The 23,230-nt window shown below is 60.5% G+C and carries 20 protein-coding genes; 9 read left to right on the plus strand and 11 right to left on the minus strand.

The window, feature by feature from the left end; genetic code table 11:
* Nucleotides 1-38: 38 nt before the first annotated feature.
* The 3 genes from BOP93_RS06220 to BOP93_RS06230 form a co-directional block, all read right to left on the minus strand.
* Nucleotides 39-848, minus strand: coding sequence for a putative RNA methyltransferase (locus BOP93_RS06220; RefSeq protein ID WP_104501930.1), 810 nt, complete (start codon nt 846-848; stop codon nt 39-41).
* The gene (gene dapE / locus BOP93_RS06225; RefSeq protein ID WP_104501931.1) at nt 848-1,999 is read right to left on the minus strand and encodes a succinyl-diaminopimelate desuccinylase; all 1,152 of its coding nucleotides are present in this window, start codon (nt 1,997-1,999) and stop codon (nt 848-850) included. The genes BOP93_RS06220 and dapE overlap by 1 nt, the downstream gene beginning before the upstream one ends.
* Nucleotides 2,000-2,246: 247 nt before the next feature.
* Nucleotides 2,247-4,838, minus strand: a complete 2,592-nt coding sequence (locus BOP93_RS06230) for a glycosyltransferase (RefSeq protein WP_104501932.1) — start codon at nt 4,836-4,838, stop codon at nt 2,247-2,249.
* A 217-nt stretch (nt 4,839-5,055) separates the two neighbouring features.
* Between BOP93_RS06230 and tcdA the strand changes: the two genes are divergently transcribed.
* The gene (gene tcdA / locus BOP93_RS06235) at nt 5,056-5,865 is read left to right on the plus strand and encodes a tRNA cyclic N6-threonylcarbamoyladenosine(37) synthase TcdA (protein WP_053254726.1); all 810 of its coding nucleotides are present in this window, start codon (nt 5,056-5,058) and stop codon (nt 5,863-5,865) included.
* Between the two features lie 114 nt (nt 5,866-5,979).
* Here tcdA and BOP93_RS06240 read toward each other — a convergent pair whose 3' ends face one another.
* The 4 genes from BOP93_RS06240 to BOP93_RS06255 all read right to left on the minus strand — a co-directional run bounded on the left by BOP93_RS06240 (nt 5,980) and on the right by BOP93_RS06255 (nt 9,039).
* Nucleotides 5,980-6,393: a SufE family protein gene (locus BOP93_RS06240; RefSeq protein WP_104501933.1), complete on the minus strand. Its 414-nt coding sequence runs from the start codon at nt 6,391-6,393 to the stop codon at nt 5,980-5,982.
* Nucleotides 6,390-7,595, minus strand: a complete 1,206-nt coding sequence (locus BOP93_RS06245) for an aminotransferase class V-fold PLP-dependent enzyme (protein WP_104501934.1) — start codon at nt 7,593-7,595, stop codon at nt 6,390-6,392. Before BOP93_RS06245 ends, BOP93_RS06240 begins: the two co-directional genes overlap by 4 nt.
* Before the next feature lie 69 nt (nt 7,596-7,664).
* Nucleotides 7,665-8,699 (minus strand): 2,3,4,5-tetrahydropyridine-2,6-dicarboxylate N-succinyltransferase, encoded by a 1,035-nt coding sequence (gene dapD, locus BOP93_RS06250; protein WP_104501935.1) that lies wholly within the window; start codon nt 8,697-8,699, stop codon nt 7,665-7,667.
* Nucleotides 8,700-8,730: 31 nt separating this feature from the next.
* Nucleotides 8,731-9,039 carry an arsenate reductase gene (locus BOP93_RS06255; RefSeq protein ID WP_237140425.1) on the minus strand — a complete coding sequence of 103 codons (309 nt, stop codon included), beginning with the start codon at nt 9,037-9,039 and terminating at the stop codon, nt 8,731-8,733.
* Nucleotides 9,040-9,307: 268 nt separating this feature from the next.
* Between BOP93_RS06255 and BOP93_RS06260 the strand changes: the two genes are divergently transcribed.
* Complete coding sequence (locus BOP93_RS06260) at nt 9,308-10,951, plus strand: Na+/H+ antiporter (protein WP_104501937.1); 1,644 nt, start codon at nt 9,308-9,310, stop codon at nt 10,949-10,951.
* On the opposite strand, the gene BOP93_RS06265 is transcribed toward BOP93_RS06260, so the two are convergent.
* The 4 genes from BOP93_RS06265 to map form a co-directional block, all read right to left on the minus strand.
* The gene (locus tag BOP93_RS06265) at nt 10,944-11,606 is read right to left on the minus strand and encodes a M12 family metallopeptidase (protein ID WP_157943451.1); all 663 of its coding nucleotides are present in this window, start codon (nt 11,604-11,606) and stop codon (nt 10,944-10,946) included. The genes BOP93_RS06260 and BOP93_RS06265 overlap by 8 nt on opposite strands.
* 206 nt (nt 11,607-11,812) lie before the next feature.
* Nucleotides 11,813-13,012 (minus strand): succinyldiaminopimelate transaminase, encoded by a 1,200-nt coding sequence (gene dapC / locus BOP93_RS06270; RefSeq protein WP_104501939.1) that lies wholly within the window; start codon nt 13,010-13,012, stop codon nt 11,813-11,815.
* A gap of 159 nt (nt 13,013-13,171) precedes the next feature.
* The gene (locus tag BOP93_RS06275) at nt 13,172-15,874 is read right to left on the minus strand and encodes a [protein-PII] uridylyltransferase (RefSeq protein WP_104501940.1); all 2,703 of its coding nucleotides are present in this window, start codon (nt 15,872-15,874) and stop codon (nt 13,172-13,174) included.
* 63 nt (nt 15,875-15,937) lie between these two features.
* The gene (map, locus tag BOP93_RS06280) at nt 15,938-16,720 is read right to left on the minus strand and encodes a type I methionyl aminopeptidase (RefSeq protein ID WP_104501941.1); all 783 of its coding nucleotides are present in this window, start codon (nt 16,718-16,720) and stop codon (nt 15,938-15,940) included.
* Between the two features lie 387 nt (nt 16,721-17,107).
* On the opposite strand from map, the gene rpsB reads away from it, so the two are divergent.
* The 7 genes from rpsB (at nt 17,108) to ispC (ending at nt 23,203) form a co-directional block, all read left to right on the plus strand.
* Complete coding sequence (gene rpsB / locus BOP93_RS06285; protein WP_003219330.1) at nt 17,108-17,845, plus strand: 30S ribosomal protein S2; 738 nt, start codon at nt 17,108-17,110, stop codon at nt 17,843-17,845.
* A gap of 203 nt (nt 17,846-18,048) precedes the next feature.
* Nucleotides 18,049-18,912, plus strand: coding sequence for a translation elongation factor Ts (gene tsf / locus BOP93_RS06290; protein ID WP_003189160.1), 864 nt, complete (start codon nt 18,049-18,051; stop codon nt 18,910-18,912).
* Between the two features lie 211 nt (nt 18,913-19,123).
* Nucleotides 19,124-19,867: a UMP kinase gene (pyrH, locus tag BOP93_RS06295; RefSeq protein ID WP_003189161.1), complete on the plus strand. Its 744-nt coding sequence runs from the start codon at nt 19,124-19,126 to the stop codon at nt 19,865-19,867.
* A complete protein-coding gene (frr, locus tag BOP93_RS06300; protein WP_104501942.1) occupies nt 19,864-20,421 on the plus strand; it encodes a ribosome recycling factor in 558 nt (185 codons plus the stop codon). Before pyrH ends, frr begins: the two co-directional genes overlap by 4 nt.
* 17 nt (nt 20,422-20,438) lie before the next feature.
* Nucleotides 20,439-21,194, plus strand: coding sequence for a polyprenyl diphosphate synthase (gene uppS / locus BOP93_RS06305; protein ID WP_104501943.1), 756 nt, complete (start codon nt 20,439-20,441; stop codon nt 21,192-21,194).
* Complete coding sequence (locus BOP93_RS06310) at nt 21,195-22,001, plus strand: phosphatidate cytidylyltransferase (RefSeq protein WP_104501944.1); 807 nt, start codon at nt 21,195-21,197, stop codon at nt 21,999-22,001. It abuts the gene before it with no gap.
* Nucleotides 21,998-23,203 carry a 1-deoxy-D-xylulose-5-phosphate reductoisomerase gene (gene ispC, locus BOP93_RS06315; protein WP_104501945.1) on the plus strand — a complete coding sequence of 402 codons (1,206 nt, stop codon included), beginning with the start codon at nt 21,998-22,000 and terminating at the stop codon, nt 23,201-23,203. Before BOP93_RS06310 ends, ispC begins: the two co-directional genes overlap by 4 nt.
* The last annotated feature ends 27 nt before the right edge of the window (nt 23,204-23,230 follow it).

Genomic DNA, 23,230 nt, shown 5'->3' on the forward strand with positions numbered 1-23,230 from the left:
CGGGATTCGAAAATCCATTCGCGGGTGCTGAAAAAAGGTTATTGAAGCACGAAATAATCGTAGCGCATCGACACCGTGACCTGCAGCGGCTCGGCGGCTTGGATGACCTCGCTGCGCCGCTCGGCACTGGCGCGCCAGCCGTGCGGGGTCATGGCCAGCAGGTTGGCGCGGTCCGCGGCTTCGGCCAGGCTCAGGGTGAACTCTAGGGTTTCGCTGTGCGCCAGGTGCATGCCATCCGGCACCAGGGCCAGGTGTTTGTCGTCGGTGTACTCGCGTACTTCGTCGTACAAGCGCTCGCGCAGTTCCATCAGATGACCACGTGTCGGACCGACCTTCATCAGGCCGCCGCCCGGGCTGAGCAGGCGCTTGGCTTCCTGCCAGTCCAACGGGCTGAACACGCTGGCGAGAAACTGGCAGCTGGCGTCGGCCAACGGTACACGGGCCATGCTGGCGATCAACCAGGTCAGCGCCGGGTTGCGCTTGCATGCACGCTTGACCGCTTCCCTGGAAATATCCAGGGCGTAGCCGTCGGCGCGGGGCAGGGCATCGGCGATCTGCGCGGTGTAGTAACCCTCGCCACAGCCAATGTCCACCCAGCGTTGCGGTGCGCGTTCAGCGGCCAGTTCAGCCAGGCGCCTGGCCACCGGGGCGTAGTGGCCGGCGTTGAGGAAATCACGGCGTGCCTCGACCATGGCGAGGTTATCGCCTGGGTCGCGGCTGTTCTTGTGCTGCACCGGCAGCAGGTTGAGGTAACCCTGGCGTGCGCGGTCGAAACGGTGCCCGGCGGGGCAGGCCACGCCATTGTCCACCGCAGTGAGCGGGGCAGTGCAGAGGGGGCAGGCAAGCATCAGGCGAGCAACTTGATCAGGGTCTGGTAGTAGATTTCGGTCAAGACATCGAGGTCGCTGGCAAGGATGCGCTCGTTGACCTGATGGATCGTCGCATTCACCGGGCCCAGCTCGACCACCTGGGTGCCCAGGGTCGCGATGAAACGGCCGTCGGACGTACCGCCACTGGTGGACGCCTTGGTCTCGCGCCCGGTGATCGCCTTGATGCTGGCCGATACCGCGTCGAGCAATGCGCCCGGCTCGGTGAGAAAGGGCAGGCCCGACAGCGCCCAGTCCACATGCCAGTCCAGGCCGTGTTTATCCAGAATCGCGGCGACCCGCTGCTGCAAGCCTTCCACGGTGGACTCGGTGGAGAATCGGAAATTGAACACGGCCGTCAGGTCGCCGGGAATCACGTTGGTGGCGCCGGTGCCGGAATTGAGGTTGGAGATCTGGAAACTGGTCGGCGGGAAGAAGGTGTTGCCGTCATCCCAATGCTCGGCGGCCAGTTCAGCCAGGGCCGGCGCGGCGATGTGGATCGGGTTCTTCGCCAGGTGCGGGTAGGCCACGTGGCCCTGGACGCCGCGTACGGTCAAGGTGGCGCCGAGGGAGCCGCGACGGCCGTTCTTGACCACGTCGCCCACCAGAGTGGTGCTTGACGGTTCGCCGACGATGCACCAGTCCAGGCGCTCCTTGCGCGCGGCCAGGCGTTCGATCACGGCCTTGGTGCCATGGTGCGCCGGGCCTTCTTCATCGCTGGTGATCAAAAAAGCCACCGAACCCTTGTGGTCCGGGTAATCCCTGACGAAGCGTTCCGACGCCACCAGCATCGCCGCCAGGCTGCCTTTCATATCCGCCGCGCCACGCCCGCACAGCATGCCGTGCTCGTCGATCAGCGCGTCGAACGGATCGTTCTGCCAGGCCTGCACCGGGCCGGTGGGGACCACGTCGGTGTGGCCGGCGAAGCACAGCACCGGGCCGTCATGTTGGCCATGGGTGGCCCAGAAGTTATCCACGTCCTCGATGCGCATCGGCTCGAGCGCGAAACCGGCGTCGCCCAGGCGCTGCATCATCAGCTTCTGGCAATCGGCATCGATCGGCGTGACCGATGGGCGACGGATCAGGTCGATGGCGAGTTGAAGGGTCGGCGAAAGGTCGGCATGGGCCGTCATGGGGAAACTCCGGAAAGCGTGTAATGGGCGCAGGACGAATGTGCTGAAACGGCGCAGATTCAATGTGGGAGGGGGCTTGCCCCCGATGGCGGTTTATCAGCAATAAATTAGCTGACTGATACGCTGCTATCGGGGGCAAGCCCCCTCCCACATAAGGCAATCGGTGCTTGCCTGATCCAACAAAACGGCCGTTATCTTATAGCAAAACGGCGGCCAAGGGCCGCCGTTTAGTGCATGACGCAAGTTTTTACACCGCCGTGACAGGCTCGGCCTTCGGTGCCGGTTTGGGCAGCGACGACAGAAACGCCATGATCAACGCGGCCACATACGGCAGCGACTGCACGAGCAGCATCACCACCCAGAAGCGCATGTCATTGCTCGGCAGGCCTTGCACCAGGTAGATCCCCAGTGCCGCGCCCCACAACAGCAGCATGATGAACATTTCTTCGCGGGCCTCGGAAATCGCCACCCAGAAGCCATGGTTGTCGGCGTTCTTCGGTGTACGAAAGAACGGAATGCTGGTGGTGAAGAAACCGTACAGCACCGCCTTGGCGATGGTGTGCGACAACGCCAGGCCGGCCAGGGCCGCGCAGAAGGCATCCTTGAGGTTCACCCCGACCGCACGGCGGTACAGGAAGATGATTTTGCCCACCTTGAACACGAACAGCGCCAGCGGCGGAATCGCGAAGATCAGCAACGGCGGATCGACGCGGGTCGGCACGATGATCATCGCCGCCGACCACAGCAGTGCGCCGACGGTGAAGAAGATGTTCATGCCATCGGCCACCCACGGCAGCCAGCCCGCGAGGAAGTGATAGCGCTGGCCACGGGTCAGCTCGGTGCCTTTGCCGCGCAGCAGGCTGGCGGTGTGTCGCTTGATGATCTGGATCGCACCGTAGGCCCAGCGGAAACGCTGTTTCTTGAAGTCGATAAAGGTATCCGGCATCAGGCCCTTGCCATAGCTGTCGTGGTAATACGCCGCCGACAGGCCTTTCTCGAACACGCGCAGGCCAAGTTCCGCGTCTTCACAGATGCACCAGTCGGCCCAGCCCAGTTCTTCGAGTACCGAGCGGCGGGTCATGGTCATGGTGCCGTGCTGGATGATCGCGTCACGGTCGTTGCGAGTGACCATGCCGATATGGAAAAAGCCTTTGTATTCGGCGTAGCAGAGCTTCTTGAAGGTGCTTTCGTTCTGGTCGCGATAATCCTGCGGCGACTGCACCACGGCGATTTTCGGGTCGGCGAAGTGCGGCACCATGTGCTTGAGCCAATTGGGCGACACGCAGTAATCGGAGTCGATCACCGCAATCACTTCGGCGTCCTTGGCGGTGTGCGGGATCAGGTAGTTCAGCGCTCCGCCCTTGAAACCGGCCAGGGGCGCGACGTGGAAGAACTTGAAGCGCGGACCGAGGGTTTCGCAGTAGTCGCGCACCGGCTCCCACACCGCCGGGTCCTTGGTGTTGTTGTCGATGATCAGGACTTCGTAGTCCGGGTAATCGAGCGCCGCGAGGGCGTCGAGGGTCTGTTTGACCATCTCCGGCGGCTCGTTGTAGCACGGCACATGGATCGACACTTTGGGTCGGTAGTCCGATTCCCCCTCGACCGGCAGGAATTCACGCCGGCGCTTGTGGGTCCACACCGCTTCGGCCAGTTCGTGGGCTTCGGTCAGCAACACGATAAACACACCCAGGGCGCCGAGGGCCAGGAGGATGCCGACGGTGACGCTGAACCAGGTGCTGTATTGCTGGCTGTAGTCGTAGCCGATCCACACCAGTACCGAACCGCACAGGAACGCGATAAACGTGAGGAAGGTGCGGCCACGCTGGCGCAGGGCCGAACCGTCGATCATCAACAACGTCAGGGACAGCAGGGCCAGCACCACCGAGCCGATGGCCAGTACGCGCCACTGCGGGATCGCGACCACCGGGCCTTCAAAGTTGAATTTCTGCTGGCGCGCGGCGTTGAACACGCCCCAATAAGCGCCGGCCGAGCCTTCGTCGCTGACCTTCCAGGGCTGGTCGAAGGCTTCGATGACGAAGTAGTTGAACCCTTGGCGGTTCAGTTTGTTAACCAGTGTGCGCAGGTAAACCGCCTGGTCCGCTGGCGACGTTTCATTGCCACCGCGCATGCGCCCGTTGCTCGGCCAGCCAACCTCTGACAGCAGCAGCGGCTTTTTCGGGAACAGTTTCTTCAGATCCCTGGCGCGGTCGAGTACGTACTGGCCGGCCTTGTCCATCGGAATAAATTCCCAGAACGGCAGGATGTGCGCGGCGATCAAGTCGACGTGCCTGGCCAGTTGCGGGTTCTTTTCCCAGATGTGCCATTGCTCGGAGGTGGTCACCGGCACTTTCACGGCGGCGCGCACCCGGTCCAGCAGCACGATCAGCGCTTCGGGGGTAATTTCCTCGCGAAACAGCGCCTCGTTACCGACCACCACCCGCACCACACTGCGGGAGTTGTTGGCGATCTCGATGGCGCGCTGGATTTCCCGCTCGTTGCGCTCAAGGTCCGGGCTGATCCAGATCCCCAGGGTCACCCGCAGGCCGAACTCTTCGGCCAGCTTGGGGATATCACCCAGCGTACCGTCGACCGAGTAGGTGCGGATGTTGTCCGTCAGCTTGCTCATGATTTCGAGGTCGCGACGCATCTGTTCGTCGGTCGGGTACTGGTCTTTCTGGGGGTACTGGCCTTGCTGGAACGGCGAGTAGGAAAAACCGGAGATCTGCTCGGGCCAGTTGGGAGCGGTGACCGGGCGGTTGATCAGCGCCCAGAAACCGGTGAACAGCGCGGCAATTGCCAGCACGATCACCAGGTTGAGTCCAAATTTACGCGATGCCATGGTTATGTCGGGTTCCAAAGGGTGTGGAACGAAAAGAGGTGTTGGCCTACGCCAACCGGCGCGCATCCTACACCGGCCTTTCCCTGAGCGTACAGCAGACAAAGAAAAGCCGGACGTTAGTCAGCGAAAGGCCATCTAAGTTCTTTACTTGTAGCTTGTCGCTTCGAACTTGTCGCGGCGTAGTCCATAATGCGCGCCGGTTTTTAGGGTAATGGTCATGAGCACAGAAGATCCGCGGTTTGCAGGCGTCGCCCGCTTGTATGGCATTGAAGGTCTGGAACGCTTGAAAGCGGCCCATGTGGCAATCGTCGGGGTCGGCGGCGTGGGCTCGTGGGCGGCGGAAGCCATCGCCCGTTGCGGGGTCGGCGAGATTTCGCTGTTTGACCTGGATGACGTCTGCGTCAGCAACAGCAACCGCCAGTTGCACGCGCTGGACAGCACCGTGGGCAAACCCAAGGTCGAGGTGATGGCCGAACGCCTGCGTGGCATCAACCCGGATTGCACGGTGCATGCGGTAGCGGACTTCGTCACCCGCGACACCATGGCCGAATACATCACCCCGAATATTGATTGCGTGATCGACTGCATCGACGCCGTCAACGCCAAGGCGGCGCTGATTGCCTGGTGCAAGCGCCGCAAGATCCAGATCATCACTACCGGTGGCGCCGGCGGGCAGATCGATCCGACGCTGATTCAGGTGTGCGACCTCAACCGCACCTTCAATGACCCGCTGGCCTCGAAAGTGCGCTCCACGTTGCGCCGTGACTACGGTTTCTCACGCACGGTGACCCGCCACTACAGCGTGCCGTGCGTGTTTTCCACCGAGCAGCTGCGCTATCCCAAGCCGGACGGCAGCATTTGTTTGCAGAAGAGTTTTGTCGGCGATGGGGTCAAGCTTGACTGCGCGGGAGGGTTTGGCGCGGTGATGATGGTCACCGCAACCTTCGGCATGGTGGCGGCGACCAAGGCGGTGGACAAGATTGTGGCCGGGGTACGCAGGCCGTCGGAGCGGGTCAAGCCCACCTGAATCGCAGACTTTACAGGGTTCAAAATGTGGGAGGGGGCTTGCCCCCGATAGCGATGAATCAGCCAATAAATTTTTGGCTGACACACCGCATCGGGGGCAAGCCCCCTCCCACATTTAGTCCTTTATCTGGCTCAATGCCCGCATCCGCTGCAAGACCGCATTCAGGCCATTGCTGCGCGACGGCGACAACTGGCGCGACAAGCCCAGTTGATTGAACCAGTCAGGCAGGTCAACCGCTTGCAATTGATCAGTCGACAAGCCGTTGACCCGGGCCAGCAGCAATGCCACCAACCCACGAATCATCCGCGCATCGCTGCTGGCGGCAAACTGCCAATGGCCGTCCTGCAAGTGGCCCACCAGCCACACCAGGCTTTCGCAGCCGTGTACTAGGTTGGCGTCGACCTTGTCTGCCTCCGCCAGCGCCGGCAGTTGCTCGCCCCATTGCATCAACAGGCGTGCACGTTGCTCCCAGCCGCCTACGGCCTGGAACGCCTCAAGTGCGGTGGCTGCCTGTTCAGGCAAGCTCATCGCAGCATGTCCAGCGCCTGGTCCAGCGCTTCAAAGAAGCGCTCCAGATCATCGGAATCGTTGTACAGCGCCAGGGACACACGAATCGCGCCCGATAGCTGCAATGTCTTGAGCAACGGCATCGCACAATGATGACCGGCACGCACGGCAATCCCCTGCTCGGTCAGCAGGTGCGCAAGGTCGGCGTTGTGTACGCCCTCGACCACAAAACTGGCCAGTGCCACCTGCGGCGTACCCAATACGCGCACGCCATTGCGCGCTTTCAAGCCGCGCAATAAATAGTCGTGCAGCGCCGCTTCGTGGCTGACCACCGCCTGTTGATCCAGCGAAGCCAGGTAATCCAGCGTCGCCCCCAGGCCGATCACGCCGGCAATCGGCGGCGTGCCGGCTTCAAACCCCAGCGGGGCAGGGCGGAAACTGGCGCTGTGGTAGTCCGCCTGTTGCACCATCTCGCCGCCGAACTGCCAGTGACGCAAGTGATGCAGGGACTCAGTGCGGCCATACAGCACGCCAACGCCGTCCGGGCCGTAGAGTTTGTGACTGGAAAATACATAGAAGTCGCAGCCCAGGGCTTGCACATCGTGGCGACCATGGACGATGCCTTGCGCGCCATCCACCACAGTAAGGGCGCCGTGCGTCTTAGCCATTTTTGACAAGGCTTCCAGCGGCTGCCACGCGCCGAGCACGTTGGACAACTGGCTCACTGCCAGCAACCGCGTGCGCGGACCGATCAAGGTGGCGGCGGCTTCAAGGTCAATCACGCCGTCATCGTCCAGGGGCAATACCACCAGCGTGAGCGCGCGACGTTTTGCCAGTTGCTGCCAGGGCAGCAGGTTGGCGTGGTGCTCCAGGGCGCTGATGGCAATCTCATCGCCCGCATTGAATAAATGCTCCAGGCCATAGGCCAGGAGGTTCAGCGCAGAAGTTGCGCCGTGGGTAAACACCACCTGCCCGCTGTCGCCCGCATTCAACCACTGCGCCACCTTGCTGCGACTGTCCTCAAACGCCTGGGTCGCATGGGCCCCCGGCAAATGCTGGGCACGGTGCACATTGGCTGCGCCATTGGCGTAGTAATGGCTGATCGCGTCCAACAGGGCTTGAGGTTTCTGCGTGGTAGCGGCGCTGTCCAGGTAGGTCTGGTCTTGCCGTTGCAGGGTGGCGATGGCTGGAAAGTCAGCGCGCCAGGGGGAGGGCACAAGCATGATGTTCAAAACTCGTATAAGCGAGCCGCAACCAGAGGTGCGACCCGCCAGGGGGCATCGAGTGGCTGCTTAGTTGTGAGCGTGCAGCGCTTCGTTCAGTTCGATGGCCGATTTGTGGGTTTTGCACTCCACGGCACCGGTCTCGGAGTTGCGGCGGAACAGCAGGTCCGGCTGGCCGGCCAGTTCACGCGCCTTGACCACTTTGACCAGTTGGTTCTTCTCGTCCAGCAACGCCACTTTGGTCCCGGCGGTCACATACAGGCCGGACTCCACGGTGTTGCGGTCGCCCAACGGGATACCGATACCGGCGTTGGCGCCGATCAGGCAGCCTTCGCCCACCTTGATCACGATGTTGCCGCCGCCCGACAGGGTGCCCATGGTGGAGCAACCGCCGCCCAGGTCCGAGCCCTTGCCGACGAATACGCCCGCCGATACGCGGCCTTCGATCATGCCCGGGCCTTCGGTGCCGGCGTTGAAGTTGACGAAGCCTTCGTGCATCACGGTGGTGCCTTCGCCAACGTAGGCGCCCAGGCGCAGGCGCGCAGCGTCAGCGATACGCACACCGCTCGGCACCACGTAGTCGGTCATTTTCGGGAACTTGTCCACCGAGAACACTTCCAGCAGCTCGCCTCGCAGGCGCGCTTCCAGCTGGCGTTCGGCCAGCTCAGCGATATCGATGGCGCCCTGGCTGGTCCACGCCACGTTCGGCAGCTGCGGGAACACACCGGCCAGGCTCAAGCCGTGAGGCTTGACCAGGCGATGGGACAGCAGGTGCAGCTTGAGGTAAGCCTCAGGCGTGGAGGTCAGTGCGGCGTCTTCGGCCAGCAGCGTCGCGACCAGCGGGGTGTGGCTTTCGGCGAGCCGATTGAGCAGCGCGGCTTGGGTCGCGTCGACATTTTTGAGTGCATCAGCCAATTGCAGCGCCTGGCTGATGGTGAACGTGATCGCTTGATTACCTTCGGTGTAACCCAGGATCGGCGCGATGGCCGCGACGATTTCAGCCGGTGGATTGAGCAGCGGCTGTGCGTAAAACACTTCCAGCCAAGCACCTTGGCGGTTCTGAGTGCCGACGCCGAAGCCCAGGCTGAACAGGGAATGGGACATGCTGTTACCTCTACAAAAATGGAAGGCTGGCCTACTTGAGGGCCGCCGAATAACTATCTGGCTTGAAGCCAATCAGGGTTCTGTCACCGAGATCGAGCACCGGGCGCTTGATCATCGAGGGTTGTGCGAGCATCAACTCAATGGCTTTCGGCTGATCGAGATCGGCTTTGCGTTCGTCTTCGAGTTTGCGAAAGGTGGTGCCTGCACGGTTCAACACCACCTGCCAACCGTGCTCGTTGCACCATTGGGTCAAGTGTTCGCGGTCGATACCGGCCGTTTTGTAGTCATGGAACTCATAGGTCACCGCATGCTCATCGAGCCAGGTGCGCGCCTTTTTCATGGTGTCGCAGGCTTTGATGCCGAAAAGGTGCAAGGTTTTGCTTGAAGCAGTCAAGGAATTGCCCTCCTCTGGACGAATGAAAAATGGAAGATCGCGGATTATGCCACGCTCGGCGCGTTTCGGCTCCGCTCGTCAGCAGGATGCGACGTTTGTGTAAACGCCAGTGCGCGGTACAGGCGGGTAACATAGCGGAGTAGTAAGGCACTTCGACGGCCAGTTGTTGCCTGATGTGTGTCATTGCAAGTCGATTGTCCGGGAACCCCGCGTTATGCAAACCGCCTACACCGTTCTTATCCTGCTGATGCTGGTCAGCGTTTCGCGCCTGGTCGGGCGCATCATCCCGCTGCCCTTGCCGTTGCTGCAGATCGCCGCCGGTGCCTTGCTCGCCTGGCCCACGTTGGGCCTGCACGTGGCACTGGACCCGGAGCTGTTTCTGTTTCTGTTCTTGCCGCCGTTGCTGTTTTCCGATGGCTGGCGCATGCCCAAGCGTGAATTGTGGCGCCTGCGCGGGCCGATCCTGACGTTGGCAGTCGGTCTGGTGCTGTTCACCGTGGTCGGCGCCGGATACTTCATTCATTGGTTGCTGCCCTCGATTCCCTTGCCCGTGGCCTTTGCCCTGGCAGCGGTGTTGTCGCCCACGGACGCCGTGGCGGTGTCGGCCATTTCCCAGAATCGTTTGCCCAAGCCGCTGATGCACATGCTTCAAGGCGAAGCCTTGATGAATGACGCTTCGGGCTTGGTGACCTTCAAATTTGCCCTGGCGGCGGCATTGACCGGCGTGTTTTCGCTGGCCGATGCCAGTCTGACGTTTGTACTGGTGGCTGTGGGCGGGCTGGCGATCGGGGTGGCGCTGAGCTGGCTGGTCGGCCGCCTGCGCGCCTGGATGATCGCGCGAGGCTGGGATGACCCGGCGACCCATGTGGTGTTCATGTTGTTGCTGCCCTTTGCTGCCTATGTACTGGCTGAACGCCTGGGCGCGTCCGGCATTCTCTCGGCGGTGGCGGCAGGCATGATGCAAAGCTGGCTCGACCTGTTGCCGCGCCAGACCAGCACGCGTCTGCTCAACCGCAGCGTGTGGTCGTTGCTCGAGTTTGCCTTCAACGGTTTGATCTTCCTGCTGCTCGGTCTGCAACTGCCGGACATCGTCAAGGCCGTGGTCAGTCATGAAGCCACGTTGTGGCCCACCCTGATGTATCGCTGCCTGGATGTGGTGGCGATCTTCCTGGTGCTGGTGGTATTGCGCTTTATCTGGGTGCAGAGCATCTGGCGGCTGTCGGGTCTGCTGCGCAGGCTGCGTGGCAAAGGTGCGCTGACCCTGGTGCCGACGGCCCGTTCCTGCTGGTTGTTGACCGTCGGCGGTGTGCGCGGTGCGGTGACGTTGGCAGGTGTCATGTCGGTGCCGTTGCTGATGGCCCCGGGCCAGGACTTCCCCGAGCGTGACCTGCTGATCTTTATCGCAGCCGGGGTGATTCTTTTGTCGCTGGTGGCTGCCTGTATTGCCCTGCCATTGCTGCTGCGTGGTGTCGAGAAAGGCCCGGATGAAAAGCGCCACAACGAAGTGCGCGAAGCCTGGAAAAAGACCGCCGTGGCGGCGATCCATGCGCTGGAGGTCGAAGAACCCGTCGAAGCCCAAACGCCGGACGCCGCTCAAGCGGCATTGGCCACCGAACTCAAGGCGCGGCTGATGGCGGAGTATCGCCACCAGTTGGACGTATTCAATGACTCGGCCGAGGCCCAGGCACTGGCGTTGCAGATGGATCTGCTGGAGCGCAGGCTGAGGCTCAAGGCGCTACGCGCACAGCGCCTGGAGCTCTACCGTTTGAGTCGTCAACACCAGATTGGCGACGATGTACTGCGCGAAGTATTGGCCGACCTGGATATGAGTGAAGCGAACTTGGGAAGTATCAAGTAGTGGTGCTGCTGATCATTGCACGGATGCTTGAGCTGAGCACTTTGCCCAACAGTGTCTGATCTTCTGGATAAAGCGACTGCATGAACTTTTTATCGCCTTCAGACAGTTTGAAGTTGCGCGGTATAGGGGCGCCGCTGTTGAGCCGTGAAGCGGGAAAGCCATAGTGCATGATGGATTTGTCATCATAGTCTGCAGAGGTCTTTACCTGGCTGCGCGAAAATGTACTGACGATATCGTTATCGGCCTCATAGCTGAATTGTCCCCGCGATTCGTACTCGTCATAGATATTCTGCCTGTTCAAGTCCAATGTCCGGTCAGGGTGCTGGTGCTCGTGTTTCAAGCCCAAGGCATGGCCGAATTCATGCTGGATCGTGGCGGCGACGCTGTCGGCGGAGCGTGTGAAGCTGATGCCCATGGTGGGCTCGGATAACGCAACCTTTTTGGCATCGGTACCCACTTTTGACCATCCAGGGCCAGTGGTATTGTCTGCCGTGATGCGTATATCGCCGTCGGGGCTGTCAATGAACTTGAAGTAGAGATTGGTGTGCGGCGCCCATTTATTGATGTTGTGCTTTACCAGATCCTTTTGTTCCTGGGTCATGTTCAGCCGCGAGATGGTCAGCACTGAATGTTGAGGCCAGAGTTTGTCGGGCATGGCGACGCCGCGTTTACGTCTACTTGCAGGTGCGCTCACGGAGTGAGGAGAGATGGGGCTGGTTGGGATTGTGAGGGGCATTTCGTTCACCTGAGCATTTGTACCGGATGAACGTGGGTGGAGCATTTAACAGGCTTTGTTCCCGTTTATGGGTTGCAAGATACATCGGTAATGGCCGCTCCCATGGTGGGGGAGCGGCCTGAAATTCAAACGCGACGCTGAATGAAAGCGCGAATCCGCTCAGCCGCTTCGACGCATTCGGCCAAGGGTGCAACCAATGCCAGGCGCACACGTCCTGCGCCTGGGTTGAAACCATCGACTTCGCGGGACAGGTAAGAGCCCGGCACCACCGTCACATGTTCTTCCACGAACAAATCACGACAGAACGCTGCGTCGTCACCGTTTACATCCGGCCACAGATAAAAGCCGCCGTCCGGGCTGCGCACATCCAGCACCGGCTTGAGGATCGCCAGCACTGCGTCGAACTTTTCGCGATACAGGTCACGGTTGGCCAGTACGTGGGCCTCGTCCTGCCAGGCTGCAATGCTGGCCAACTGGGTTTGCACCGGCATCGCGCAGCCGTGATAGGTGCGATACAGCAAGAACGCCTTAAGGATGTCGGCGTCGCCGGCGACAAAGCCCGAGCGCAGGCCGGGCAGGTTGGAACGCTTGGACAGGCTGTGGAACACCACACAACGCTTGAAGTCTTGACGTCCCAGTTCGACGCAGGCACTCAACAGGCCTGGTGGCGGGGTTTGCTCGTCAAAGTACAGCTCGCTATAGCATTCGTCGGCGGCGATCACGAAGTCGTACTCGTCGGCCAGGGCGATCAGCTTTTTCAGGGTGTCCAGCGGAATCAGCGCGCCGGTCGGGTTGCCCGGGGAGCACAGGAACAGGATCTGGCAACGTTTCCAGATGTCTGGAGACACGGCATCGAAGTCCGGGTTGAAACCATTGGTGTCCAGGCACGCCAGGTAATGCGGCTTGGCCCCGGCCAGGAACGCGGCGCCTTCATAGATCTGGTAGAACGGGTTCGGGCTGACCACCAGCGCCTCGTCACCGCGATTGACCACGGTCTGGGTAAAGGCGAACAGCGCTTCTCGCGTACCGTTGACCGGCAGGATGTTGCGCGCCGGGTCCAGCCAGCCTGCAGGTACGTTGAAGCGACGCTCACACCAGGCGCCAATCGCCTCGCGCAGTGCGGGGATGCCCAGTGTGGTGGGGTACACCGCCATCTGGTCGAGGTTGTTGCTCAGCGCCTCGGCGACGAACGCCGGAGATTTGTGCTTGGGTTCGCCGATGGACAGCGCAATCGGACGTTTGTCCGGGTTTGGTGTGACGCTGCCGAGCAGTGCGCGCAGTTTTTCGAACGGGTAGGGCTGCAGCTGGTTCAGGGCGTTGTTCATCGCAAGTCTCGTCAAATTCAGTTGTCGGCACGCGGTCTGGTTGCCGGCGAAAATTAAATGTGGGAGGGGGCTTGCTCCCGATTGCGTTGTGTCAGTCAGCTGATTGTTATCTGATCCACTGCTATCGGGAGCAAGCTCCCTCCCACATAAGCCCGGTGTTCATAGGGTCAAGCGTGTCAGCTCGACGCCCGGTTCCTGGGTGACGCTCAATTGCTCCACGATCGCAGCCTGCAAGCGGCGGCACAGCTCCGGGTCGGACAGCGGCTGGTTATCGGCGTCGGTGATGAAGAATACGTCTTCCACGCGCTCGCCGAGGGTCGCGATCTTTGCGTTTTGCAGCGACAGGTCGAACTCCAGGAAAATCCCGCCAATCCGCGCCAGCAGACCCGGCCGGTCCGGCGCGCTGAGCTCCAGAACGGTGACCGGACGCTGGGCGTCGTTGGAAATAGTCACCTGGGGCGCAAAGGCAAAGTGCTTGAGCTGGCGCGGTACGCGGCGCTGGATGATGGTCGGGTAATCATCCGGATTGCGCAGGGCTTCGGTCAGGCCTTCACGGATCTTCTTGACGCGCACCGGATTATCGCCAATCGAGTCGCCATCGGTGTCGAGCACAATATAGGTGTCGAGGGTGAACTGGCTGCTGGAGGTGATCACCCGGGCGTCATGAATGTTCAGGTTCAGCTGGTCCATGGCTGCAACGGTTACGGCGAAGAAGTCGTGCTGGTCCGGCGCGTAGATGAAGATCTGCGTGCCGCCTTCGAATTCGCGCTGGGTGGTTTCCTTGATCAGCACCAGCGGGTCACCCTCGGGCGGCTGTTGAAGAATGGCGTCACTGTGCCAGGCGACATCGCCGGCGGTATGGCGCAGGAAGTAATCATCACCCAGTTGCGACCACAGTTGCTCGACGTCATCCGGGTCGTTGCCGCCGCGCACCAGGATATCCAGGGCCGCGTTTTGGGTGCGGCGGATCTGCTCTTCACGGTCCACCGGGTTTTCCAGGCCACGGCGCAGGGCGCGCTTGGTCTCGGTGTACAACTGGCGCAACAGGCTGGCGCGCCAGGAATTCCAGAGCGTGGGGTTGGTGGCATTGATGTCGGAGACGGTCAGCACGTAGAGGTAGTCGAGGCGGGTTTCATCGCCGACGATCTGCGCGAAGTCGTGGATGACTTGCGGATCGGACAAGTCCTTGCGCTGGGCAGTGGTCGACATGACCAGGTGGTTCTGCACCAGCCAGACAATCAGGCGGCTGTCCCACAACGGTAACTGGTGGCGCTGGCAGAACGCTTCGGCATCGACCGCGCCGATTTCCGAGTGGTCGCCATGTCGACCTTTGCCGATGTCGTGGTACAGGCCAGCCAGGTAAATCAGTTCCGGCTTGGGCAGCTTGGCCATGAGCTTGCTGGCCAGTGGGAATTTCTCTGACACCTGGGTGTACTGCAACTTACGCAAGTGCTTGATCAGGTTCAGGGTGTGGGCGTCCACGGTATAGATGTGGAACAGGTCATGCTGCATCTGCCCGACGATAAAGCCGAACTCCGGCAGATAGCGCCCGAGGATGCCGTAACGGTTCATCCGCCGCAGGTTGCGGTGGATGCCGATCTTGCACTTGAACAGCTCGATAAACAGGCTGGTGTTGCGGATGTCGTGACGAAACGCGTCGTCGATCAGATGACGGTTTTCCCGCAGCAGGCGGATGGTGTCGGCGCGCACGCCTTTGATTTCCGGCTGCTGGGCCATCAACACGAAGATTTCCAGCATGGCGAACGGCGTGCGGCGGAACACGTTGTCGTTGCGCGCCTCGATATAGCCATCATGCAGCTGGAAGCGTGCGTTGATCGGCTGCGGCGGCGCTTCGTCTTCGGGCGCCAGGATCACTTCTTCGAAGTGCTGGATGATCAGGTCGCTGAGCTGCGCGATGCTCATCACCACCCGGTAATACTGCTGCATGAAGCTTTCGATGCTGGTCTTCGCATCTTCGCCTTCAAAACCCAGCAGGGTGGCGATGGAGCGCTGATGGTCGAACAGCAGGCGGTCCTCGGAGCGCCCGGCAAGCATGTGCAGGGCGTAGCGCACCTTCCACAGGAACTCCTGGGACGAGGCCAGCAGGGTGTTTTCGCTCTCCACCAGAAAACCCTCGCCGGCCAGGGCGCGCAGGTTCAGGGTGCCGTACTGACGACGGGCCACCCACAAAATCGTCTGGATATCGCGCAGCCCGCCCGGCGAACCCTTGACGTTGGGTTCCAGGTTGTATTCGGTGTCGTTGTATTTGTGGTGCCGTGCCTTTTGCTCGGCGCGCTTGGCCAGGAAGAACTCCTTGCTTGGCCACATGTGCGCGGTGCTGGTGACTTCGAGCATGCGCTGGCGCAGACGCTCGGGGCCACAGATGGTACGGCTTTCCATCAGGTTGGTGACCACAGTCAAGTCGGCGCGGGCCTCTTCGGCGCACTCTTCGACCGAGCGTACGCTCTGGCCGACTTCCAGGCCGATGTCCCACAGCAGCGTCAGAAAGCGCTCGATGGAATCGCGAAAAATTTCATGGTCGGCGCTGCCCAGCAGGATCAGCAGGTCGATGTCGGAGTAGGGGTGCAACTCGCCACGCCCGTAGCCGCCGACCGCCACCAGGGCGATATCCGCCTCGGTGCTCCAGTTGAACTGTTCCCAGGCTTTTTGCAGGATATTGTCGACAAACCAGGCGCGGTCCTCAATCAGCCGTCGTATGTCGCGGCCGCTGCGAAAACGTGCGTCGAGCACCTCGCGCGCCTGGCGGATCGCCTTCTTGAACGCGGCGATGGGGCTTGCCTTCAACGCCAGTTCGGCCTGGAACTGGCCACGGTCGAAGAGTTCGGGATCCACCTGGGGCATCGATCGGCTTTCCTTTCTATCTGTCAGTCAGTCATTACACCGTTGGGAAAACCTGTCCGGCCTTTACGCCGATACGCGTGGAATCGTGTCGTCGGCGCGCAGGGTGAAAATCTCGTAGCCGGTCTCGGTGACCAGCAGGGTGTGTTCCCACTGCGCCGAGAGCTTGCGATCCTTGGTGATGGCGGTCCAGCCGTCGCCCAGCACCTTGGTATCAGCCTTGCCCTGGTTGATCATGGGCTCGATGGTAAAGGTCATGCCGGCCTTGAGTTCCATGCCGGTGCCGGCGCGGCCGTAGTGCAGGATCTGCGGTTCTTCATGGAACACGGTGCCGATGCCGTGGCCGCAGAACTCGCGAACCACCGAAAAACCGTTCTTTTCGGCGTGCTTCTGGATCACTTCACCGATATCGCCCAGGCGGCAGCCAGGCTTGACGATCTCGATGGCCTTGTACATGCATTCCTGGGTCACTTGGGACAGGCGCTCGGCCCACGGCGCCACGGTGCCGACATGGAACATGCGGCTGGTGTCGCCGAAGTAGCGGTCCTTGATCACGGTGACGTCGATGTTCAGGGTGTCGCCATCCTTCAACGGCTTGTCACCTGGGATTCCGTGGCAAACCACGTGGTTGACCGAGGTGCAGATCGACTTGGGAAAGCCCTTGTAGTTCAGCGGTGCAGGGATGGCGCCTTGCACGTTGACTATATAGTCGTGGCAGATTCGGTTCAGTTCCTCGGTGGTCACGCCGGGCTTGACGTGCTCGGCGATCATTTCCAGCACGTCGGCGGCCAGCTTGCCGGCAATGCGCATGCCGGCGATGTCTTCGGCGGTTTTCAAACTCACGGTCATACAGGCTCTCTCTAGCGCAATACGCTGAAATCAATTCGGTTCACGGGCGTGCTACAAAAGGTTGCAGAATTCGCACAAGCCACAAAAAACGCGATTCTAACAGACGATGGCGTCAAATCATGAGCCTCTGATGATCGCTTCTCTCTATAAGGTAGGGGTAGATCGGCTCTATTCAAGGGGTTACATGAACGCGACGCGCGGCAAACGTGAATGCGTGTTCCGTTTTTGCCGATGCTGTGGTATAAAATGCGCCGCTTTCCGGGGATACCCCGCAGAGCTTAAATCCACACACGTGTCGACACGATGACCTGGGTGCCGGAGGCCTTGATGCCGCTGGTTGGTCATTGGGATACGTGGAGGCCAAACCCGACTTATTAAGGAACTATCATGTCCCAAGTCAACATGCGCGATATGCTGAAGGCCGGTGTGCACTTCGGTCACCAGACCCGTTACTGGAACCCGAAAATGGGTAAGTACATTTTCGGCGCACGTAACAAGATCCACATTATCAACCTTGAAAAAACCCTGCCAATGTTCAACGAAGCGCTGACCTTCGTAGAGCGCCTGGCTCAGGGCAAAAACAAGATTCTGTTCGTCGGCACCAAGCGTTCCGCTGGCAAGATCGTTGCTGAAGAAGCAGCACGTTGCGGTTCGCCGTACGTCGATCACCGCTGGTTGGGCGGCATGCTGACCAACTTCAAAACCATCCGTGCTTCCATCAAGCGTCTGCGTGACCTTGAAGTGCAAGCCGAAGACGGTACTTTCGCCAAGCTGACCAAGAAAGAGGCGCTGATGCGCACTCGCGACCTGGAAAAGCTCGATCGTTCCCTGGGTGGTATCAAGGACATGGGCGGTCTGCCTGACGCACTGTTCGTTATCGACGTTGATCACGAGCGCATCGCGATTACCGAAGCCAACAAGCTGGGCATCCCTGTTATCGGCGTAGTCGATACCAACAGCAGCCCGGAAGGCGTTGACTACATCATCCCAGGCAACGATGACGCAATCCGCGCTATCCAGCTGTACATGGGTTCGATGGCTGACGCTGTAATCCGTGGTCGCAACCACGTTGCTGGTGGTACCGAGCAGTTCGTTGAAGAAGCTCCGGTAGCTGCCGCTGAGTAACTGACGCCCTGGCGTTGACTCAGTAAGCAAAAAGGGGGCTTGGCCCCCTTTTTGCCACCTCGAAAACCGTTTGTCGGCGCTCACTTGTGACGGCGCAACCTAGTGACTGTAACGTGCAGCGGCTAACAACGGTGGTTCGGGAAGAATTGATCGCCCGTTTGATCGGGTGGAATGGTTGAAAACCTATCCAAGAGGATTTTGAAATGGCAGAGATTACTGCAGCGTTGGTTAAAGAACTGCGTGAGCGTACCGGCGAAGGCATGATGGATTGCAAAAAGGCCTTGACCAAGGCCGGCGGCGACATCGAAAAAGCCATCGACGACATGCGTGCTTCCGGCGCCATCAAGGCTGCCAAGAAAGCCGGCAACGTCGCTGCTGAAGGCGCGATCGCTCTGAAAGAAGACGGCAAATCCGCCGTTCTGCTGGAAGTGAACTCCCAGACCGACTTCCTGGCTCTGCAGGATGACTTCAAGGCATTCGTTGCTGCCAGCGTTGAAAAAGCGTTCGCCGAGAAAATGACTGACGCTGCTCCGCTGATCGAAGCTCAAGAAGCCGATCGCCTGGTACTGGTCGGCAAGGTTGGCGAAAACGTCAACATCCGTCGCCTGGTTCGTGTTGAAGGTGACGTTGTGGGTGGCTACCTGCACGGCAACAAGATCGGCGTAGCCGTCGTTCTGAAGGGCGGCGACGTTGAGCTGGCCAAAGACATCGCTATGCACGTGGCGGCCAGCAACCCTGAGTTCCTGCTGCCTTCGGAAGTGTCCGCCGACGCCATCGAACGTGAAAAAGCCGTGTTCCTGAGCCTGAACGCCGACAAGATCGCCGGCAAGCCAGAGAATATCGTTGAAAACATGATCAAGGGCCGCATCAGCAAGTTCCTGGCTGAAGCAAGCCTGGTAGAGCAGGCGTTCGTCAAGAACCCTGAAATCAAGGTCGGCGAACTGGCCAAGAAAGCCGGTGCTGAAATCGTTTCCTTCACCTACTTCAAGGTAGGCGAAGGCATCGAGAAGCCGGTCGACAACTTCGCTGAAGAAGTTGCCGCCCAGTTGGCTGCCGCCAAGCAATAAGACAGTTTTCAACTGTCGCCCGAAAGAGGCTGCCCGCTCACGCGCGCAGCCTCTTTTCAAATGGGAAGGCTAATTTTATTTGGCTTCCTGTCGGAACTGGCTTACAAAGCCGTGTTCCGATGGCGCTGTGATAGCGTCCAGCTAGAGTGAACGCAAGCCGTAAACGGCTTGCCAAGAATTTTTAAAAAATACGCCGCAGGAGAGATTCGCAATGGCTCAGCAGGGCAGTGGTTATCAGGCTCGCTATAAACGCATTCTACTCAAGCTCAGCGGCGAGGCCCTGATGGGCTCGGAAGAGTTCGGGATCGACCCCAAGGTGCTTGACCGCATGGCGCTCGAAGTCGGCCAACTGGTCGGCATCGGTGTTCAGGTGGGCCTGGTGATCGGCGGCGGCAACCTGTTCCGCGGCGCGGCGCTGAGTGCCGCCGGCATGGATCGGGTCACTGGCGACCACATGGGCATGCTGGCCACTGTGATGAATGCCCTGGCCATGCGTGACGCCCTGGAGCGCGCCAATATCTCGGCGATCGTGATGTCGGCGATTTCCATGGTCGGCGTGACCGATCACTATGATCGCCGCAAAGCCATGCGCCACCTGAATTCCAAGGAAGTGGTGATCTTTGCCGCAGGCACCGGTAACCCGTTCTTCACCACTGATTCGGCCGCGTGTCTGCGCGCCATCGAAATCGACGCTGACGTGGTGCTGAAGGCGACCAAGGTGGATGGCGTATACACTGCAGATCCATTCAAAGACCCGCATGCCGAGAAGTTCGATCATCTGACCTACGATGAAGTACTGGATCGCAAGCTGGGTGTGATGGACCTGACGGCAATCTGCCTGTGCCGCGACCACAAGATGCCGCTGCGCGTATTTAACATGAACAAGCCCGGCGCCCTGCTGAATATCGTACACGGCGGTGCGGAAGGGACTCTGATCGAGGAAGGCCAACAATGATCAACGAAATCAAGAAAGACGCTCAAGACCGTATGCAAAAATCCCTGGAGTCTCTGAACCACGCGTTCGGCCAGATCCGTACCGGCAAGGCGCACCCGAGCATCCTGGGCAGCGTGATGGTGCCGTACTACGGTACGGACACCTCCATCACCCAGGTGGCCAACATCACTGTAAAAGACTCGCGCACCCTGCAGGTCGTGGCTTTCGAGCGCAACATGCTCGGCGCTGTCGACAAGGCTATTCAGAGCGCCGGCTTGAACCTCAACCCGACCAACCTGGGCGAGTTGCTGCTGATCTCCATGCCTGCCCTGACCGAAGAAACCCGCAAGGGCTTCACCAAGCAGGCGCGCAGCGCGGCTGAAGATGCACGCGTGGCCGTGCGCAACATCCGTCGCGATGCATTGGGTGATCTGAAGAAGCTGGTCAAGGACAAGGAAATCAGCGAAGACGAAGAGCGTCGCGCCGTTGCCGATATCGATAAGCTGACCAAGGATGCGGAGGCCCAGATCACCAAGGCCACCGAAGAAAAAGAAAAGGACCTGATGGCCGTATAAAGGGTCAGGACGCCTTCATGGAAAAGACCAAGCAGACTGTGCCCTCTGTGGTGCCGCGCCATGTCGCGATCATCATGGACGGGAATAATCGCTGGGCGAAGAAACGCTTTATGCCGGGTGTTGCCGGGCATAAAGCGGGTGTCGATGCGGTGCGCGCCGTCATCGAAGTGTGTGCCGAGGCCAAGGTCGAAGTGCTGACGTTGTTTGCCTTTTCCAGTGAGAACTGGCAACGGCCTGCCGAAGAAGTCACCGCCTTGATGGACCTGTTCTTCAAGGCGCTGCGTCGCGAGGCCAAGCGCCTCAATGACAATGGCATCAGCCTGCGCATCATTGGTGATCGCTCCCGGTTCCACCCGGAACTGCAGGCGGCCATGCGTGAAGCCGAGGCTATCACTGCGGGCAGCAACCGTTTTGTGCTGCAGATCGCAGCCAACTACGGTGGCCAATGGGACATCGCCCAGGCTGCGCAGCGACTGGCCCGCGAAGTGCAGGCCGGTCATCTGCGGCCCGACGACATCACGCCCGAACTGCTGCAAACCTGCCTGGTGACCGGCGACCTGCCGTTGCCGGACTTGTGCATCCGTACCGGTGGCGAGCACCGCATCAGCAATTTCCTGCTGTGGCAGCTGGCTTATACCGAGCTGTACTTCTCCGACCTGTTCTGGCCGGACTTCAAACACGATGCCATGCGCAATGCGCTGGCCGATTTCGCTTCCCGTCAGCGTCGCTTCGGTAAAACGAGCGAGCAGATCGAAGCTGGAGCCCGGGTTTAAATGCTTAAACAACGAATCATCACGGCACTGATCCTGCTGCCGATTGCCTTGTGTGGTTTTTTCCTGCTCGAGGGTTCCGGTTTTGCGCTGTTCATCGGTCTGGTCGTCACCCTCGGCGCCTGGGAGTGGGCGCGTCTGGCGGGGTTCAGCGATCAATTGCCTCGTATGGCGTACGCCGCAATCGTCGCACTGTTGCTGTTCCTGATGTACATCCTGCCCGATATCGCGCCTTGGGTGCTGGGTGCGGCAGTACTGTGGTGGGCCATGGCGACGTTCCTGGTGCTGACCTATCCACGTACCAGCGGCCAGTGGTCCAGTGTGGCGTGCAAGTTGGTGATTGGCTTGCTGATCCTGCTGCCGGCCTGGCAGGGGCTGGTGGAAATCAAGCGTTTCCCGAATGGCAACGAATTGATCCTGGCCGTCATGGTGCTGGTCTGGGGCGCTGATATTGGCGCCTACTTTTCGGGTCGTGCCTTTGGCAAGCGTAAGCTGGCGCCGGCCGTCAGTCCGGGCAAGAGCTGGGAGGGTGTATACGGTGGCCTGGCCTTGACGCTGCTGATTGCGTTGGTGGTCGGTGTGCTGCGCGACTGGTCGGTGAAACAGATTTTCCTGACCTTGCTGGGGACCGCCGTGGTCGTATTCATTTCGGTGGTGGGCGACCTCACCGAAAGCATGTTCAAGCGCCAGGCCGGGATCAAGGACAGCAGTAACCTGCTGCCAGGTCACGGTGGCGTGCTGGACCGTATCGATAGCCTTACCGCTGCGTTGCCGATCTTTGCCGTGTTGCTGTGGATGATCGCTTCGTGAGCCGCTTGCAACAGGTCACCGTGCTGGGTGCAACGGGCTCGGTCGGCCTGAGCAGCCTGGATGTGATCGCTCGTCATCCTGATCGCTATCAAGTGTTTGCCCTGACTGGCTTCACGCGTATGAGCGAACTGCTGGCGCTGTGCGTGCGCCACTCGCCGCGTTTTGCGGTGGTGCCGCAGACGGCTGCCGCGCGAGGCCTGCAGGATGATCTGCGCGCTGCCGGCCTTGCCACCCGAGTATTGGTGGGTGAGGAGGGGCTGTGCCAGGTGTCGGCCGATGCCGAAGTGGATACGGTGGTGGCGGCGATAGTCGGGGCGGCGGGTTTGCGCCCCACGTTGGCCGCAGTCGACGCGGGCAAAAAAATCCTGCTGGCCAACAAAGAAGCCTTGGTCATGTCCGGTGCGCTCTTTATGCAGGCCGTGCGCAAGAGCGGTGCGGTTCTGTTACCCCTCGACAGCGAGCACAACGCGATCTTTCAGTGCATGCCCGTCGATTTCGCCCGTGGCTTGAGCCAGGTGGGGGTACGCCGGATTTTACTGACGGCTTCCGGTGGCCCCTTCCGGCAAACTCCGCTGGATGAGCTGGAGCATGTGTCGCCGGACCAGGCGTGCGCGCATCCGAACTGGTCCATGGGGCGCAAAATCTCCGTAGACTCGGCAAGCATGATGAACAAAGGGCTGGAGCTGATCGAGGCGTGCTGGTTGTTCGATGCGCGGCCGGATCAGGTGGAAGTGGTGATTCACCCGCAAAGTGTGATTCATTCCCTGGTCGATTACGTGGACGGCTCGGTACTGGCGCAATTGGGCAACCCCGATATGCGCACGCCGATCGCCAACGCATTGGCCTGGCCGGAGCGGATTGACTCCGGTGTGGCGCCATTGGACCTGTTTGCAATTGCGCGTCTGGATTTCCAGGCGCCGGACGAGCAGCGCTTCCCCTGCCTGCGTCTGGCCCGGCAAGCGGCCGAGGCGGGCAACAGTGCGCCGGCCATGCTTAATGCGGCCAATGAGGTGGCCGTGGCGGCGTTTCTCGAACGGCGCATCCGCTTTCCTCAGATCGCGAGTATCATCGAGGACGTTCTGAATCTTGAGCCGGTAGTGGCGGTGAATGATCTGGGGGCCGTGTTCGAGGCGGATACCAAGGCTCGGGCCCTGGCCGAGCAATGGCTGGACCACAACGCGCGTCAGGCTGTGGGCGGGTGAGGGCCTTCAGGCATCGGATTGAAATGC

The organism is Pseudomonas orientalis, assembly GCF_002934065.1.
GTDB classification, from domain to species: domain Bacteria; phylum Pseudomonadota; class Gammaproteobacteria; order Pseudomonadales; family Pseudomonadaceae; genus Aquipseudomonas; species Aquipseudomonas orientalis_A.